This is a genomic window from Nostoc sp. TCL26-01 (assembly GCF_013393945.1).
Lineage (GTDB): Bacteria > Cyanobacteriota > Cyanobacteriia > Cyanobacteriales > Nostocaceae > Trichormus.
On the sequence record NZ_CP040297.1, the window covers coordinates 2,762,168 to 2,779,978 of the forward strand.

Annotated in this window: 18 protein-coding genes; 10 read left to right on the forward strand and 8 right to left on the reverse strand. The window is 40.9% G+C overall.

The window, feature by feature from the left end; all coding sequences use genetic code 11:
• Positions 1-6: 6 nt before the first annotated feature.
• The 4 genes from FD725_RS11800 to FD725_RS11815 all read left to right on the forward strand — a co-directional run bounded on the left by FD725_RS11800 (position 7) and on the right by FD725_RS11815 (position 4,280).
• A complete protein-coding gene (locus FD725_RS11800) occupies positions 7-1,017 on the forward strand; it encodes a glycosyltransferase (protein ID WP_179048324.1) in 1,011 nt (336 codons plus the stop codon).
• A gap of 175 nt (positions 1,018-1,192) precedes the next feature.
• Entirely contained in the window at positions 1,193-2,236 is a 1,044-nt protein-coding gene (gene lpxD, locus FD725_RS11805) for a UDP-3-O-(3-hydroxymyristoyl)glucosamine N-acyltransferase (RefSeq protein WP_179048325.1), read from the forward strand.
• 125 nt (positions 2,237-2,361) lie between these two features.
• Positions 2,362-3,528 carry a polysaccharide pyruvyl transferase family protein gene (locus tag FD725_RS11810; protein WP_179048326.1) on the forward strand — a complete coding sequence of 389 codons (1,167 nt, stop codon included), beginning with the start codon at positions 2,362-2,364 and terminating at the stop codon, positions 3,526-3,528.
• Positions 3,529-3,689: 161 nt separating this feature from the next.
• Positions 3,690-4,280, forward strand: a complete 591-nt coding sequence (locus FD725_RS11815; protein WP_179048327.1) for a Uma2 family endonuclease — start codon at positions 3,690-3,692, stop codon at positions 4,278-4,280.
• A gap of 7 nt (positions 4,281-4,287) precedes the next feature.
• Here FD725_RS11815 and FD725_RS11820 read toward each other — a convergent pair whose 3' ends face one another.
• Both FD725_RS11820 and FD725_RS11825 read right to left on the reverse strand, forming a co-directional pair.
• Positions 4,288-4,866 (reverse strand): Uma2 family endonuclease, encoded by a 579-nt coding sequence (locus FD725_RS11820; protein WP_179048328.1) that lies wholly within the window; start codon positions 4,864-4,866, stop codon positions 4,288-4,290.
• A 65-nt stretch (positions 4,867-4,931) separates the two neighbouring features.
• A complete protein-coding gene (locus tag FD725_RS11825) occupies positions 4,932-5,510 on the reverse strand; it encodes a Uma2 family endonuclease (protein WP_179048329.1) in 579 nt (192 codons plus the stop codon).
• Between the two features lie 142 nt (positions 5,511-5,652).
• On the opposite strand from FD725_RS11825, the gene FD725_RS11830 reads away from it, so the two are divergent.
• The 3 genes from FD725_RS11830 (at position 5,653) to glpK (ending at position 8,857) form a co-directional block, all read left to right on the forward strand.
• Positions 5,653-6,363: a TIGR04283 family arsenosugar biosynthesis glycosyltransferase gene (locus tag FD725_RS11830; RefSeq protein WP_179048330.1), complete on the forward strand. Its 711-nt coding sequence runs from the start codon at positions 5,653-5,655 to the stop codon at positions 6,361-6,363.
• Between the two features lie 56 nt (positions 6,364-6,419).
• Positions 6,420-7,145: a TVP38/TMEM64 family protein gene (locus FD725_RS11835; RefSeq protein ID WP_179048331.1), complete on the forward strand. Its 726-nt coding sequence runs from the start codon at positions 6,420-6,422 to the stop codon at positions 7,143-7,145.
• A gap of 164 nt (positions 7,146-7,309) precedes the next feature.
• Positions 7,310-8,857 carry a glycerol kinase GlpK gene (gene glpK, locus FD725_RS11840; protein ID WP_179048332.1) on the forward strand — a complete coding sequence of 516 codons (1,548 nt, stop codon included), beginning with the start codon at positions 7,310-7,312 and terminating at the stop codon, positions 8,855-8,857.
• Between the two features lie 194 nt (positions 8,858-9,051).
• On the opposite strand, the gene FD725_RS11845 is transcribed toward glpK, so the two are convergent.
• Both FD725_RS11845 and FD725_RS11850 read right to left on the reverse strand, forming a co-directional pair.
• On the reverse strand, positions 9,052-10,038 hold the full coding sequence (locus FD725_RS11845) for a hypothetical protein (RefSeq protein ID WP_179048333.1): 987 nt from the start codon (positions 10,036-10,038) through the stop codon (positions 9,052-9,054).
• Between the two features lie 8 nt (positions 10,039-10,046).
• Positions 10,047-10,292, reverse strand: a complete 246-nt coding sequence (locus tag FD725_RS11850) for a hypothetical protein (RefSeq protein WP_179048334.1) — start codon at positions 10,290-10,292, stop codon at positions 10,047-10,049.
• Between the two features lie 483 nt (positions 10,293-10,775).
• Here FD725_RS11850 and FD725_RS11855 point away from each other — a divergent pair, with 483 nt between their 5' ends.
• On the forward strand, positions 10,776-11,495 hold the full coding sequence (locus FD725_RS11855; RefSeq protein WP_179048335.1) for a trans-aconitate 2-methyltransferase: 720 nt from the start codon (positions 10,776-10,778) through the stop codon (positions 11,493-11,495).
• Between the two features lie 130 nt (positions 11,496-11,625).
• Here the strand turns inward: FD725_RS11855 and FD725_RS11860 are convergent, their stop codons facing one another.
• Both FD725_RS11860 and FD725_RS11865 read right to left on the reverse strand, forming a co-directional pair.
• On the reverse strand, positions 11,626-12,093 hold the full coding sequence (locus tag FD725_RS11860; protein ID WP_179048336.1) for an Hsp20/alpha crystallin family protein: 468 nt from the start codon (positions 12,091-12,093) through the stop codon (positions 11,626-11,628).
• A 229-nt stretch (positions 12,094-12,322) separates the two neighbouring features.
• A complete protein-coding gene (locus FD725_RS11865; RefSeq protein ID WP_179048337.1) occupies positions 12,323-13,288 on the reverse strand; it encodes a stage II sporulation protein M in 966 nt (321 codons plus the stop codon).
• An 81-nt stretch (positions 13,289-13,369) separates the two neighbouring features.
• Between FD725_RS11865 and FD725_RS11870 the strand changes: the two genes are divergently transcribed.
• Both FD725_RS11870 and FD725_RS11875 read left to right on the forward strand, forming a co-directional pair.
• Complete coding sequence (locus FD725_RS11870) at positions 13,370-14,224, forward strand: DUF975 domain-containing protein (RefSeq protein WP_179048338.1); 855 nt, start codon at positions 13,370-13,372, stop codon at positions 14,222-14,224.
• 111 nt (positions 14,225-14,335) lie between these two features.
• Positions 14,336-15,115, forward strand: a complete 780-nt coding sequence (locus FD725_RS11875) for an RDD family protein (RefSeq protein ID WP_179048339.1) — start codon at positions 14,336-14,338, stop codon at positions 15,113-15,115.
• A 70-nt stretch (positions 15,116-15,185) separates the two neighbouring features.
• On the opposite strand, the gene hpnJ is transcribed toward FD725_RS11875, so the two are convergent.
• Together hpnJ and FD725_RS11885 are read right to left on the reverse strand one after the other, a co-directional pair.
• A complete protein-coding gene (gene hpnJ, locus FD725_RS11880) occupies positions 15,186-16,631 on the reverse strand; it encodes a hopanoid biosynthesis associated radical SAM protein HpnJ (protein WP_179048340.1) in 1,446 nt (481 codons plus the stop codon).
• A 271-nt stretch (positions 16,632-16,902) separates the two neighbouring features.
• Entirely contained in the window at positions 16,903-17,733 is an 831-nt protein-coding gene (locus tag FD725_RS11885) for a squalene/phytoene synthase family protein (protein ID WP_179048341.1), read from the reverse strand.
• Positions 17,734-17,811 lie beyond the last annotated feature (78 nt).

Below are 17,811 nucleotides of genomic sequence, written 5' to 3' on the forward strand. Positions count from 1 at the left end.
AAAACTATGCCTACCATATCTGTCATCATTCCTGCATACAACGCTGAACGCACAATTTTAGAAACTATCACTTCAGTGCAGCAACAAACATTTTCTGATTGGGAAATCATTGTCATTAATGATGGCTCAACTGACAAAACACTAGAAGTTCTGCAAAGTATTACAGACGATCGCCTAAAAGTTTTTTCTTATGAAAATAGTAGAGCTTCTGGCGCTCGTAATCATGGAATTACTCATGCCACTGGCGAATATATTAGCTTTCTTGATGCTGATGACTTGTGGACACCAGATAAACTAGAACTACAACTTGCTGCATTGCAAGCCCATCCAGAAGCGGGAGTTGCTTACAGTTGGACTTATACAATTGATGAAAAAGGCGAATTATTAAAACCTTTTGAGCCTGTTTATCAAGGCAATGTGTATTATGATTTGTTGATGGCAAATTTTTTAACTAATGGTTCTAATCCTCTCATTCGTAGAGCTGCTGTTACCTCTGTCGGCTATTTTGATATCAGCCTCAGATCAGGGGAAGACTGGGATTATTGGTTGCGGTTAGCACATCAATGGCAATTTGTTGTCGTCCCTAAACATCAAATCCTTTACCGCCGTTCTGTTACCTCCAAGTCTTTCAAATTGCAAGTGATTAGAGAAGCGAGTCTGAGGATTTTAGATAAAGCTATGCAGGTAGTTCCCTTAGAAAGACAATACCTAAAAAATTATAGCTTATCTAATATATATCGCTATAACGTAGAGCTATATCTAGATAGCATTGAGAATAACTCTACAGTCGATATTAAATACGTGCTGGGCAACCTATGGAACTATATCCGACTAAAACCAGAAAATTTAAAACAAATATACACATATAAGTTGCTGCTGAAAATTTTCCTAGTGATAGTAATTTCGCCAAAACTTATGAGTCGTCTATTACAGTTCATCAGAGGCATCAAGCAGGGAAAAAATATTCAACAAAGCAACAATGAAGCTGATACACTAACAAGTTATCGACCACAATGACGGTAACTCATATCTTGCACCAGGCGACTAGAAGTCGCGGCTATACAGACAAAACCCGCCTACGCGGGTTAAAAGCTTGATTTTAAGTTAGTCCGCGCAGGCTCGCTTGTATGCAATTTCTAATCACTAGGGCTATGTGCAAGATGTGAGGTAACTTATTAGTAATTAACTACCAATGAAATTTAGCGAAGTCGTATCAAAACTAGAGGCTAGCCACCATAGCCTAACTACCAACCCAAATAACGACCCAGAAATTATTGGCTTGGCTGCTGTCGATGAAGCAACAACTAATCAACTTAGTTACATAGAAGGTGGCAAATTTGCCTCTTTTGTGGCTAAAACTCATGCTAGTGCCTTGATTTTGCCAGCCGATCCAACCATACAAGCCCAAGCTGAAGAACGTGGTATCGCCTGGGTAGCCACATCAGAACCCCGACTGTTTTTTGCTAAAGCGATCGCCATATTTTACCAACCCTATCGCCCCACCCCAGAAATTCATCCCACGGCGGTGATTCATCCCAGCACCAAAATCGGCAAAGATGTATACATTGGTGCTTATGTGGTGATTCAGCCAGGGGTCGAAATTGGTGATGAGGCAATTATTCATCCCAACGTTGTCATTTACCCCGATGTGAAAATAGGCGATCGCACTACTCTACACGCCAACTGTACCATCCAAGAACGCAGTCAAATCGGTGCAGATTGCGTTATCCACAGTGGTGCTGTCATCGGTGCAGAAGGTTTTGGTTTTGTCCCCATCCGTACAGGTTGGTTCAAAATGGAACAATCTGGTTATGTGATTTTAGAAGATGGGGTAGAAATCGGCTGCAACAGTGCTGTTGATCGCCCATCTGTCGGAGAAACTCGCATCGGTCATCAAACTAAAATCGATAACTTAGTCCAAATCGCCCACGGCTGTAAAATTGGTTTTGGTTGTGCGATCGCTGGACAAGCCGGGATGGCTGGTGGTGTCACCTTAGGTAATCGCGTGATCTTGGCAGGACAAGTGGGAATTGCTAATCAAGCCAAAATGGGTGATGGTGCGATCGCTTCCGCCCAAACCGGCATTTTACACGATGTTGCACCCGGAGAAACCGTCTCTGGCACTCCAGCTATTCCCCACAAGATATATCTCAAAATTGCTGCTATGTATAGCCGTTTCCCAGATATGTACCAAGTATTTAAGCAACTCAAGCACCAGTTAAATAAAGAGTCGTGAGTGCTAAATTCTATTTTCTCCTCGTCTCCTGCTGCTATTTTTGGCTTTAGCTTCTCTTTTAAAGACGCTATTGCTATTTGCCTTAATTTATTCCCTTATCTCCTTACTTAAATACGGTAATTCAGATGGAAAATCATCAAATAAAGAACATCATTTTTGTCAATGCCCAAACTCAGTATGAAAACCTGGGAGATGTGATCATTCTCAAAACTTTACTAGAGAAATTAAGAAATTACGGGAATTTGATTATCGATGAACGATACATTCCCGCTTGGTTGAATCAGGAACTAGAGATTAAAAATGCAGAAAAAGCTAGCGAATACAATAGTAAATTTCTGATTTTGGTATTATCTTTTGCTATTAAATCTCTTTTCAATCCTCATACTCAAATATACTATTTTCTTAATCCAGGGCATTACTTAAGTAGAGTTCTTAGAAATCAACAATATATCAAACATTTAATTACTACAATTAAAACAGTAGTATTTTTAACTATTTTGAAGATTTTAGGCGTTCGTATCTGTAGACTAGGGGTGTCTATCGGCCCATTCTCAAAAATAGACCAAATAGTAGAAGTTTGGCTATCTAAAATTATGTATTGTTATTCAGTTAGAGATACAAAATCAGAAAAATATGCCAAACAACTAGGGATAAATAAAGTAGAAATTTTCCCTGATATGGCTTGGTTAATGAAAACACCAAAGCTAGAGCAAAAAATCTTAGAATCTGAGGATGATTATGTAATCTTTAGTTTTAGAAAAGCTACTAATCCTCATGATGACCCAAATACATACAAAACCAAATTATTTCCTGTTTTAGATGAAATAGTCAACACAGTATGTGTAAATTGGCAGAAAAGATTGGTCATTTCCTATCAGGTTGAAACAGATTATGAATTTTGTCAAGAAATTAGTCATAGATATAAAGACAATTATAATGTAACCTTTATTGAACAAAGCATTAATAGCCATAATATCTATGAGTTATATTCTCGCGCTCACATGGTTTTTAGCAATCGCTTACACGTACTCATGTTTTCTATGGTTTGTAACTCTCTCCCCATCGCTGTAGTAGATGGAATTAAACACGATAAAATCACTGGCTTATATTCAGATGCCGGACTGAATCAATTAATTATAGATATATCCAATGAAGTTCCTGTGAGAGATTTTTTAAATCAGATGAATACTAATTATCATGCAGCTAAAGAAAAGACAGCTTTATGTATTAAGAATAAGCAACAACTTGGAGATGCAATTATTCGGCGTGTAATGATGCCAGAAGCACAATGAATAAGGGTGTGTTACACTGAAACATACTTATCTATAATGTGTAATCCTAATTAATGGCATATCACAAAATAAGCAAGTTAGCAAAACGTCAATTAGGGTTGATAGAAAATTCAACTAAATGTACCTCACTCAAGCAAGAAACGCTATAAGGCAGTGTTGTTATGAATACTCCACTTGTAAGCCAGTCCACAGAAGAAAAACTAGTCACTCTCAAAGATGTTTCTTGGGAACAGTTCAAAGGAATTGAAGCTTATCTGGTGGACAACCATAATGTGAGATTATCTTATTTGTCAGGAGTTTTAGAAATAATGTCCCCCATTGGCGAGAAACATGAGGGAGTGAAAAGTACTTTTGGCTTGCTGCTAGAAGCTTATATGAGAGTGTTGGGTATTCGATTCTACGCTCGTGGTGGTTACACCCTTGAAGAACCAGGATATGCTTCTGGCACGCCAGATGAATCTTACAGCATTGGCATAGAAAAAGAAGTTCCTGATATTGTGATTGAAGTCATTGTTACTAGTGGCACTATTGACAGGAAAGAATTGTTTAAACCTCAAAGAATACCGGAAATTTGGTTTTGGAAATCTAATCAAATCAAAATATTTCGCTTTGGTGAGAATGGTGAGTATACAGAAGTTAGTAGAAGTGGGTTTTTTCCAGATTTAGATCCTACTTTGTTATTGCGCTATATTGCTATGCCTGATCAATACGATGCTGTTGCAGAATTTGAGCAGACAATTCGCAATCAATAGATATTTATTATCCCCAAATTAGTTGTAAATTTAAAATAAATCCAGGTAAAACGTTCTCACCTGATAACTCTTGAGGAGATGTTAATATCTCTACTGGTTTACCAAGACGATAGATTTCTACCTGACGCATTTGTGGATTAATTAACCAACCCAATTTAACTTGATTATCTAGATACTCCTGCATTTTTATTTGCATTTCTGACAAGCTATCGCTAGGTGACATCAACTCTAAAACAAAATCTGGGGCGATGGGGGGAAATTTTGCTTGTTCTTCCGGTGTGAGTGCATCCCATCGAGCTTTTTTAATCCAAGCAACATCAGGAGAACGATTTGCCCCATTGGGAAGTTTAAAGCAAGTTGAAGAGTCAAAGCATACACCTAACTTAATTTGGCGATTCCAAATCACAAAATCTGCGGCAATTTCAATATTCCGCTTTCCAGTTTCTCCGCCTGTGGGTGGCATAATCAATAGTTTTCCGTCTGCGGTTCTTTCAAATTTGATATCAGGATTTTCTCGACACAGGTGATAAAATTCGTTGTCAGTTAGCTGAATCAGAGAGTTTAAGTTGACGGTGATAGCTGTCATAGGAAATCATCTTGAGTACGACATCAACTTCTAAATAAATTATAGGTTAAATAGGTTAGTCTCGTTTATCCCCAAATTAATTGTAAATTTAAAATAAATCCAGGTAAAACGTTCTCACCTGATAACTCTTGGGGAGATGTTAATATCTCTACTGGTTTACCAAGACGATAGATTTCTACCTGACGCATTTGCGGATTAATTAACCAACCCAATTTAACTTGATTATCTAGATACTCCTGCATTTTTATTTGCATTTCTGACAAGCTATCGCTAGGTGACATCAACTCTAAAACAAAATCTGGGGCGATGGGGGGAAATTTTGCTTGTTCTTCCGGTGTGAGTGCATCCCATCGAGCTTTTTTAATCCAAGCAACATCAGGAGAACGATTTGCCCCATTGGGAAGTTTAAAGCAAGTTGAAGAATCAAAGCATACACCTAACTTCCTTTGACGATTCCAAATTCCCAACTCAACAGCCGTTTCAAAATTCCGCTTTCCAGTTTCTCCGCCTGTGGGTGGCATAATCAATAGTTTTCCGTCTGCATTTCTTTCAAATTTAATATCAGGATTTTCTCGACACAGGTGATAAAATTCGTTGTCAGTTAGCTGAATCAGAGAGTTTAAGTTGACGGTGATAGCTGTCATAGGAAATCATCTTGAGTATGACATCAACTTCTAAATAAATTATAGGTTAAATAGCTAATAGCAAAAAATCTGTGTAATTAATCGTATCTTAATAGGTGTTGCTGTTTGATACTATGTTGAAAGATTCAACTAGTTGCAAATCATGAGTCAGAATCTCAATATGGCTACAATTTCCATCATCATTCCGACTCTGAACGAAGCAGGAAATATTAAACAAGTTATTACCAACATTCAACCGAGGACAAATATAGAAATAATTGTTGTAGATGGTGGCTCTCAAGATGATACCGTGGCGTTAGCTGAGTCTTTTGGTGTGAAAGTCATCTCATCATCTCCTAGTCGGGCTTTACAAATGAATGCGGGTGCAGCGATTGCTAATGGTAATATTCTGTTATTCCTCCATGCTGATACCCGTTTACCTGTTGGCTTTGATGAGATGATTCGCTCAGTACTACAACAGCCTGGAGTTGTGGCTGGTGCGTTTACCTTGCGGATCGATGGGTCGGGTTTACCGTTGCGACTGGTGGAGTTGGGGGTGAAATGGCGATCGCATTTTCTCCAAATGCCCTATGGTGATCAAGCAATTTTTATTACTAAAGAATTTTTTATACAAATCGGCTATTTTCCTGAAATACCTATCATGGAAGACTTTGAACTCATAATACGGTTAAAACATATTGGTAAAATTGCGATTATATCAGCATCAGTTATCACCTCAGCCCGCAGATGGATGCAAAAGGGAGTTATCAAAACTACATTGATCAATCAGATTGTGATTATTGCTTATCTATTGGGTATTGCACCAGAACAAATCCGCACTTGGTATCGTCAGGGAAAATTTTGGGGATTTTAAACTAATGCTCATGTATTTGTCATATTGTACTTGAGGGAGTAGGGAGTAGAAAAGCAATGATTCCCAAGCATCAGCCCAAATTCAATGGCAAACTAAAATTACTGTTTTGCAGTTTCCTTATCGCCATACTCGTAGTTATTGCCAAACAATTCAATTTTTCGGCAATTTTACAAACATTAGTCCTTTGGGTACAAAGTCTGGGGATTTTCGGCCCTATTGCCTACATCATAATTTACAACCTAGCCACCTTACTATTTATCCCCGGTTCTCTCTTAACCTTGAAAGGTGGTTGTCTATTTGGCGTATTTTGGGGTTCAATTTATGTGTTATTTGCCGCAACTGTTGGTGCTATCTTGGCTTTCTTAATTGGACGCTACTTATCAAGAGATTGGGTGTCTCAACAGATAGAAAAATATCCCAAATTCCAAACCATAGATCAAGCAGTAGCTAGAGAAGGTTGGAAAATCGTCCTGTTAACTAGACTTTCTCCTCTGTTTCCCTTCAACTTATTAAACTATGCTTTTGGAGTCACGCAGATATCCCTCAAAGACTATACACTAGGTTCACTGGGCATTATTCCTGGTACGGTGATGTATGTTTATATTGGTTCTCTAGCCACAGATTTGGCAATGATTAACTCAAATCATCAGCCAGTTACAGCCGAAACTCAAATGTGGCAATTAATCATGCAGATATTAGGTTTAATTGCCACTGTAGGTGTCACGGTATATGTCACCAAAATTGCTCAGAAAGCTCTAGCTCAAAGCATAGAAAAAAATTAGGGACTTAAAATTTAGGACTTACACATTCAACCAATAAACCATAAATGAGGGTGGTCAATAGTCCATAGTCAATGGTCAATATGTCAAGAGTTATGGTAATTCGTAATTCATCAACCAAAATTGTGTAACTATCCGAATTACAGTTGTAATAGTGATCAGGGGTTATGCAAATATTGAGCAGTACATCATCAGAGTACATCTTAGCGTTGGATTTAGGGACAACGGGGAATCGCGCTTTTATTTTCAACACCGCAGGTAAGATTGTCGGACAGGCGTATAAAGAACTGACGCAATATTATCCCCAACCGGGATGGCTAGAACATGACGCGGAGGAAATCTGGCGGGATACAGGCTGGGTAATCAAAAATGCGATGGCTTCCAGCCGACCGGAGGTCATCGCTAATTCCCCAATTACCCCATCACAAATTGCCGCTATAGGTCTGACTGTACAACGGGAAACCTGCTTACTGTGGGACAAAACCACGGGAAAACCCTTACATCATGCGATTGTCTGGCAAGATCGCCGTACTGCTTCCCTGTGCCACGAATTAAAAGAGCAAGGTTATGCTCAAGAGATTTACGATCGCACTGGTTTAGTCATCGATGCTTATTTCTCTGCTACTAAACTCAGATGGTTGTTAGATAATATCACAGACCTTGACTTAAACAATGTCCTCGCTGGGACAATTGATACTTGGGTATTGTGGAATCTCACAGGCGGTAAAGTCCACGCCACTGATCACAGCAATGCTAGCCGCACAATGTTAATGAATCTCCAAACCTGCCAGTGGGATGAAATGTTGCTTGATTTATTGCAAATTCCTGCTCAGATTCTCCCCCAAATTCAGCCCAGTTTAGGACAATTTGGTGTTACTGATACTAGTATATTAAACGCAGCTATCCCCATCACAGCTATTTTAGGTGATCAACAAGCAGCTTTATTTGGTCATGGCTGCGATCGCCCTGGTTTAATGAAATGTACTTACGGCACTGGTAGCTTTTTGGTGGCTCATACTGGCGCTGATATTGTGCGATCGCCCAACCAACTCATCTCAACAATAGCCTGGACACAAGCCAAATCTGGCAATGATTTAAATGTAGGTTATGCCCTAGAAGGCAGTATGTTTACCAGTGGGGCTTGTATCCAATGGTTGCGCGATCGCCTCAAGCTGATCACAACGGCGGCAGAAACCGAGACACTAGCTAATCAAGTTGCTGATAATGGCGGAGTTTATTTTGTTCCAGCCTTGAGTGGACTGGGTGCGCCTTACTGGGATATGAGTGCCAGAGGAGCCTTTTTTGGCATCACAGGTGGAGTGCAATCCCAGCATTTAGTCCGCGCTGTCCTCGAAGCCATCGCTTATCAAGTGTTAGAAGTAGTCCAAGCCATCAATGCTTCTTGTAGCAGTCCCATGCAGCGTTTAATAGTTGATGGCGGCGCTTGTGAGAACAATTTTCTCATGCAATTCCAAGCAGACGTACTGGGAATTCCCGTAGAACGTCCCACCATGCGCGACACAACCGTCCAAGGTGCAGCCTATGCCGCTGGTTTAGCCATAGGATTGTGGGATAGCTATGCCACACTGGTAAACCAACGCCAAATTGACCGCTTATTCGAGCCAAGCGCAGACAGCGATCGCGCCATAGCTAATTTTACTACCTGGCATCAAGCAGTTAAACGCACGCTTAATTGGGGAGTTGATAGGCAATAGGCAATAGTCAATGGTCATTAGTCAATAGTCATTAGTCATTAGTTCTATACTCAGCACTCAGCACTCCCTCACTCCCTCACTCTCTCACTCCCTCACTCTCTCACTCAGCACGGGCTAAACGCCCCGCTACCGCTAACAGCACTCATCACTCCCTCACTCCCTCACTCCCTCACTCAGCACTCAGCACTCCCTACTCACCTCGAACTCCCTGCCAACTTCAGATCCAAAGTATAAAAGCCGACTTTATCAGGGATTCTGGCAAATCTCCCTGTCCGATAGCCGCGTGACAATTCATTGAGTACCTTGCTTTTAACTTCTCTGGTTTCCTCTGCGTCTAGTTCACCATAAAGTCCCAAGATGACTTCAGCTACAGTAAAAACTTTCCCTGGATGCTGTTTGAAGAAAGAACTGAGTGCATCAATTAAAAATTGCCCTTGAAAAGCTTCTAGCATGGGGACAATTTTCGTATTCGGGATGATCTGAGGTTTCTTCTTCTTACTCTTGCCATTTTGAGCGTAAGTATGAGTTTTGTTAGAGGTGACTAAACTTAAATCTAGAGTGAAACAACCGGGTTCGTCAGGGATACCAAACCAGACTTGCCGTTCTTTACCTTGTGTGAGAGAAGACTGTACTCTACCTTTAACAACTTTAAAAACATATGATTCTAACTCGCCATAAAGCGATCGCACAATAAAATCTATATGACATACAGCACCAAGATGTTTTTCTAGTAGCTTTTTGATTGCGTCCATGCGGGTTAGAGATTCGTATTCAGGCAACATAGGAATATCAGTTCCCCGAATAGTATCTGGAGATATGTCCAGAGGTAGTGACGAACGTACTGCTAGAGACTCGTCGTTATCTGCTACTGTAGTGCTATCTATCGAAGAGGCTACCAACTTCATCTGAGAGTCAGAAATACCATTAACTGAAGATAGATGAGAGTCTTCTGGTAAAGCTGTAGATAGTTGTTGGGTAATTTCCCCAAGAGATATTTGGTCTTGGTTTTCAGCATGAGAAGACCAGCCAGATAATAAAGCTTCTACATGATGCAATTGCGATCGCGCTTGTGTATATAAATTTTCGTACTCTTCTACAAGACGAGCATAGTAATCTCGTAATTCCAACAGTGGAGAGAAGAAGTCTTGTGGAGGTTTTAATTGAGATTGAGTATTGATCATGCTCTAAATCACCCTAAATCGATGTCACTCTTATAGATTGTTGGACGAGGTTTTGCTTTGCGGCTGGTTTGCTGAGATTTTTTCGGTGCTTGTGGTGGACGACATCTCTCGCAATATAGAGGACGAGGCCCAAAAGTTTCGCGTTTGGTAGCTTCATCGCACTGCTTACAAACGAAGTTAAAAACGCGAGTGTGAATCAGTCTTTTGTGAGCTTTGACAGTATATTCTCTGACATCAATTATCTTACTTGTCATAATCAAGAGTAGGAAATGGCAATTCTCTCAATATAGCTATTCAAGCAAACTATCGGCGATCAGTGTGTGTTTAGTTATCTGTTTTCTCCAAAGTGAGCAATTTTGTGCAAAACACTAAATGCCAACTTGGCAGAGAAAAACTGACAGCATCAATTGCTTATCTTCTTAGCATATATTTTATTATCAACATCTAGGTAGTATTTGCCTCTATATCTATGGCGTGTTCAATACAAAAATTAAACAAAATCCTCACTCAACCTTGTTTTAGCTATTGAGACAAATATTTTTTGACTAGACATCTGGTAGAAATTAATTCTGCGTTGCCTCAAATCCTTGTCGAGACGTTGCAGTAGAGACGTTGCACTGCAACGTCTCTACAAGAATTTTCTTTCTGCAAGCGTGAAGGCTGCAATACACCAAATGTATATTTTGTTATGTTAGTTTTAGTACTTTCCTACTCTCTAGAATATTAACAAATGTAAAATGAATTGGTACAAAGAAGACCTAGCATTTATTCATGATGTTGGTTTTGCCGACTATGCGGTAAAGTCAGCTCCAGCAATTTTAGGAATATTCCAAAAAATTAATCTACCCACAGGTTTTGTTGTAGATTTAGGCTGTGGTAGTGGATTATTAACACAGGAATTAGTCAAAGCTGGTTATCAGGCGATGGGTATTGATATTTCTGAGTCAATGATAGCGATCGCTCGCCGACGACTACCACAAGTAGAATTTAAAGTCGGATCTTTTTTCAAAATAGATATTCCCCCATGTCATGCTGTTACCTGCGTCAGTGAATGTTTGAATTATTTATTTGATCCAGACAATAATCAGCAAACACTCTACCAATTATTCTGTCGCATTTATACAGCCTTGCTTCCTGGAGGTGTCTTTATTTTCGATATTGCAGAACCAGGACAAGTTAACCGAACCACTAAAAACTTTACCCAAACCGACGATTGGACAGTACTAGTTGAAAAAACAGAAGATCAAGAACAGAGAATCTTAACTCGTTACATTACTAGCTTTCGCAAGATAGGAGAACATTATAGGCGGTCTGATGAAATACATCACCAGAAGCTATACAAAGCCACAGACATTGCTGAAGAACTCCGTCAAGCTGGCTTCCAAGTCCAAATTAGCGATCGCTACGGACAGTATTATTTACCAAAAGCACACGCAGCTTTAATTGCTAGTAAGTGATGAGTAGGTAAGAAAACTATTTATCCCCCCTCATACCAATTCACGTCTGATGTGAATTACAAAAATCAACGATATGTCGAGGATTCTGGTGCGGTAGAGACGTTGCAATGCAACGTCTCTACTGTTTCTTTTAACCAATATTGACTTTCACCACTTTATGTCTTTCTGATTCTGCTTTTGGCAAAGTTAGACGGAGAATACCATTTTTATATTCAGCCTCTACTCTGTCATTTTCTACCAGAGAAGGTAGGGGAATGACTCTTTGGAATCTACCGTACCTAAATTCAGAACGGGTGATACCGTTTTCTTCGGTCTTGGTTTCAGATTTACGCTCACCACTAATAGAAACTGATTCTGGTGTAGCTTCTACATTGATATCTTTTGGTTCTAAACCAGGCACTTCTAGTTGCAGATGAATAGCATCATCAGTTTCTTCGATTTCTGCAGCAGGTACAAATGTAAACCCAACTTTTTCTCCGCCATTGGTAGGCATTAACCTATCAAACAGACGATTCATTTGCCGTTGTAAAGTATCTATATCTCGGAATGGTTCTAAGCGTTCAATATCCCGAAATGGTTCCCATCTAATAAGTGCCATATTATCACCTCTAAAATCCGATGTTTGGTCATCATCAGCTTAAGTTTCAACTTTTAGACTGACAATCAAGGAGGAGATATTTATTGGAATTCTAGTGTCTAAAAGCTTAATTTTTAGCCTCTTTACTAACACAATAGATCAGATTAAATGCCAATAGGTTCGGTTTTATGGTCAGAAGCGATCGCAATAACCGTACCAGAAAAATTTTCCCCAAAAATACATGATTAATCTACTTCATGGGTGATGAACGTTTCCGATTCAAATACATGACTAAACCAATAAACAATCCTACACCAAACAAATACTTAAATGGTGCAGGTACGCTGGGATTGGGAGAGAAAAATCCCTCAATAATCCCAGCAATAACTAACATAGGAACAATGCCAAATACTAACTGTACTGCTTGGGAACCATATAATTTTAAGGCATCACCACGACGATATCGGCCTGGAAACAAAATCGCTCTGGCGATGAGAAACCCAGCCCCACCAGCAAAGAAAATAGCAGGTAATTCTAAAGCGCCGTGGGGAAAGACAAATGCCCAAAATGGATATGCGAGATTGTTCTGTCCGACTAAAGTACCAATCGCCCCAATCAGTAAACCATTAAATACCATTAAATAAGTTGTAAATGCCCCGGCGGTTATCCCACCAGCCACAGCACCAAAAGACACCTTGAGATTATTAATCATAATCCCACTAGATGCTAAAGGCTCAATCCCTACTATTGACCCCATCCACAATTTATGCTCATCTCGCACTTGAGAAATGAGGGGTTGTGGAACGATGAGGGACATAAATGTCGGGTCTTGCCAAGCATACCACCAAGCGACTATTACCCCCAGTAAAAATAACGCCGTAGCAGTGGCTATATACGGAAATGTCTGCCGTACTACAGCTGGCAGTCCCCAGAGGTAAAATTCTGATACGGCTTGCCATTCTTGTCGTCGGGAACCTTGGTAAATCTGGGTATAAGCGCGAGTTGTTAAGGTTTGTAAACTGTGTACTAGAGTGTTACCTACTTGCTGGGTTTGGGCGCGGGCCAAATCTGCGGCCACGGAACGATATAAGCTGGCTAACTCTCTAATTTCCAGTGCTTTGAGGGATTTGAGTCCTTTGGACTCTAATTGCCTCAACAACGCATCCAAACGCTGCCAGTTTGACTCTCGCCGGGCAATCCAACGTTTAATATTCATAAATTTTGGGCATATTAGCAATTAACGTACTTTAAGATAGCGTCAAATCCATACCCGTAATTTCCAGGAAATTTTGATATCATGGCAGGAAATATTGGTTCTCCTAATCCCATTCAACCACTGAGCGTGGGTAATGTCGTCAGTGCAGGATTGAGGCTGTATCGTTCTCATCTGAAGGACTATTTTTTACTGGCGTTGAAAGCTTATCTCTGGGTACTAATTCCAGTTTACGGCTGGGCTAAGTTTTATGCTCTGACAGCGTTAATTTCTCGCCTGGCTTTTGGTGAACTGGTCAATCAACCTGAAAGTATTCCCTCTGGTCAGCGTTTTGTCAACTCTCGTTTATGGCAGTTTTTGTTGACAATACTGTTATTGTTCCTGGTTGGTATTGGTATTGGTATTGGTGTGGTCATTGTATTTAGCTTACTGGGAATTTTATCTGCCGGGCTACTGGGAGGGAGTGGTCAGCAGAGAAATCCGGCTATTTATCTTTTGTTTGCTCTGGTCGCTTTTGTGATTGGTATTGGGGTGTTTGTGGGTGTTTTATGGTTAGTGACACGATTCTATTTAGTGGATTTACCCTTGGCTGTAGAAGATAATATGGATGCTTCCACGGCTATTGGGCGCAGTTGGGAGTTAACACAAGGCCATGTCTGGCGAGTATTGTTAATTTCTTTTGTGGCTTTTTTAATTACACTGCCAATTCAAATTGTCGTACAGATTCTCACTAGGGTTTTGCAGTTTGTTTTCTTACCCTTAATCCAAGATGGATCTTCTATCTATCTTCTACTTTATTTAGTCCTAGTCTTGGTGATCAGTTTTAGCAGTGGTGCAGTACTTGTACCATTCTGGCAAACAATTAAAGCTGTAATTTACTATGACTTGCGGAGTCGCCGCGAAGGCTTGGGTTTGAAGTTACGCGATCGCGAAGTATAACTAATGGGTATTGGGTATTAGGTATTGGGTAATTGATTGTGAAAGCAAGCTACTTAACTTCTGCCTGTTTTTACGGTTTTCTTCATTTTGAATTTTGCATTTTGAATTGTTATGCACCTGTTTAACCGTGTTAAATATCACACGCCAGAAAGTGTAGAGTTGGAATTTACCCTGGCTGGGATTGGGAATCGTGCCTGGGCTTTGATAATTGATTATGTGATTTTAGCTACGACTTGGATTGTCTTCTTTTTGGCGTGGGCGTTTATTTCAGCACAGTTGGTAGACTGGACAGCAGACACTTTTGGTTCAGTAGCGGGTATTTGGTTAGTAGCGATCGCTTTTATTGTCAGCTTCGTCATCTACGCTGGTTATTTTGTCTTTTTTGAAGCTTTATGGCAAGGACAAACACCCGGTAAACGTTCGGCTAAAATTCGTGTAGTCCGAGATGATGGTCGGCCAATTGGCTTACAGCAAGCGACTCTCAGGGCTTTATTACGTCCTGTCGATGAGTTTTTATTTCTCGGTGCTTTTTTGATTGTGTTTAGTCGTCGGGAAAAGCGCCTGGGTGACTTAGTTGCAGGGACAATTGTCATCCAAGCCCAAGCACCAACCTCATCAGCAACTTTGATAATCTCTGAACAAGCCAAGTCCTTCCATAAGGATTTGTTACAAATCGCTGATTTATCAATCTTGTTACCCGATGATTTTGCCGTCATTCGAGAGTATCTACAACGACGTAGCAAAATGGGCAATAAAGCCAGAGTCGCCTTATCCCGCAAGTTAGCCCAACAGGTACAAGCAATTCTCCATCTAGAAGAACTATCACCAACAATCAACCCTGATGTGCTTCTAGAAGCAGTTTATCTTGCATATCAAGAGAAAGAGTTTTGAGTCGGGATTTACCCAAAATTATTGTAGAGACGTAGCATTGCTACGTCTCTACCACGTTTACGGTTACGTCCTAATTCGATTCTGCGTGTGCAGCCGCTTGTGTACGCCGTTCTTTGAGGTAGGAGAAAAATTCTGCACCCTCTCTGAGACGACGGACTAGCATTTGGCGATCGCTCAACATTTCCCACACAATTGGTACGATGGCTTTGGGACGGAAGTAGAATTGACGATACATCCTCTCTACTGCGTCTTCAATTTCGGCACTAGCAAGAGTGGGATATTGTAATGTCGAGGTTTGAATCCCAGAGTTAGCCACTAATGCTTGTTCGTTGAACCAACCATGAGTTTTAGCTTGTTCATACAATTCTGTACCGGGGTAAGGTGCGGCAATGGAGACTTGAATTGTATGGGGATTGAGTTCACAGGCAAAGCGGATGGTTTCTTCTACTGTTTCCTTGGTTTCAATGGGTAAACCGATAATAAAAGTTCCATGAACCGTGATACCAAGCTTATGGCAGTTTTTCATAAATTCCCGTGCCACTTCTAGCTTGATGCCTTTTTTAATCCGGTTGAGAATATCTTGATTACCAGATTCAAAACCCACCAGCAATAACCTCAGTCCATTATCGCGCAGTTGTTTTAAGGTATCGTAGTCTAAGTTGGCACGAGCGTTACAACTCCAGGTGAGTTTTAAGCGTTTCATATGTTCGCTGATGGCGATCGCTCGATGCTTATCAATCGTAAAGGTATCGTCATCAAACATATACTCCCGCACTTTGTCACCAAAGATGGCTTTGGCTGACTCCATCTCTCGTCCCACTGCTGCTGGACTTTTGTGACGATACAGATGTCCACCGATAGTCTGTGGCCACAGGCAGAAGGTACATTTTGCTGGACAACCACGCCCGGTATAAAAGGAGATGTAGGGATGCTGGAGATAACCGATAAAATATTTAGTGATATCTAAGTCACGCGCATAGGTTGGCAAAACACTGGGCATGGCATCCCAATCATGGATTAATGGACGCTCTTCGTTGTGTTTGATATTACCGTATTGGTCACGATAACTCAGACCTGTGATTGCATCCCAAGGTTTACCCTCGGCTAGTTCCTTACAGGTGTAGTCAAATTCGTTGCGACAGACAAAATCAATGACTGGGTTATCTTGTAGTGTCTCCTGTGGTAAAACTGCCACATGAGCGCCGACAAAACCAATCTCTGCGTCTGGATTTTGCGCTTTGATGGCTTCTGCACATTTCACATCATTAGCCAAGGATGGGGTACTGGTGTGCATGACAATCAGTTCGTAATCTTTGGCAATTTTCAATACATCTTCCACAGTTTGATGATGTGGTGGTGCATCTACTAGCCTGCTACCCGGTACAAGTGCCGCAGGTTGAGCTAGCCATGTGGGATACCAAAAAGATGTAATTTCCCGTTTAGCTTGGTATCGTGAACCAGCACCACCATCAAACCCATCAAAGGAAGGAGGACTGAGGAATAGAGTTTTCTTCATGGGATATCTCTCCTTAGAGAAAATGGGTATAAGGGTGTAAACAGTGAACAGTGAACAGTGAATGTTTTAACTGGTAACTGATAACTGTTAACTGTTAACTGATTTGGTAGGGGTGTAAACAGTGAACAGTGAACAGTGAATGTTTTAACTGGTAACTGATAACTGATAACTGTTAACTGTTAACTGATTTGGTAGGGTGTGCCAGAGATGTACACCCGTAGGGGCAATACCCTGCGGGAAGCCTTCGGCTACATGAATTGCCCCTACTTCCTTAACCAGCCTTCAAGTTGATACTGCTGATTTGCTCAAGCAGGGCAATCACCTCACTTCGACTGAGTTTTTCCTTACCGTTGGCAATAGCGTCTATCGTGCCATGTGCCAAGGCCAGAGGAATTTGGCAAAAATTTAGTGCCGGGCCAGTTGGTAAAGCGTTGGTATAGGCATCTGCTAGGGCAAGATTCCGCAGTGCGTACTCTTGCATATTGGCTGCATTCCAATCATTAGGGAAGAAACTGACTCCCCGTTCCATGTCTTCCAGGTGATTACGTAGGATGTTAACGGCTTGCAAGCCTCTACCAAAACCGATCGCTAAAGTTCTGTTTGTTTGTGTGCCATCATACCAAGTCCACAAATCTGAGAGCAATAGCCCCACTGCACCAGCGACACCAAAGGTATAGCGATCTAAATCAGACTCTGTATTAACTTTCCAGTTAATTTCCGCCCAGTAAGCCATCCTATCTGCCATCGCGGCGGTAGCATCCCAAATTCGCGGGGCGATGGTTTCAGGTGCTAGTAATGACCATTCTCTAACCCTGAGAGTGACTTCTTCTAAGGTATTTTCGTAGCCGCTAAATCCAGCACAGAACGCATCCACAGGGAAACCATCAACTCCGGCTTGGAGTGTGAGGCTGATTGCTCTTAATAGTTTTGCTTTAGTCGGATTATCTAGTGTTGGATGGTCTTCTATCTCGTCTATGGCACGCATACACAGGTACGCTGATGCGACTGCCTCTTGCAATCCTGGAGGTAAAATACTAATGGGAATATAAAAAGTTCGACTAGTTTCTTTGAGGATCTGCAAGGCATCGCTACGTAAATCCATGTTTCACTCCTCTGTTGATTTTTACACCACATCCTGATACCAGTTTTTTGATAATACTGGATATTGTTTTGACTAAAC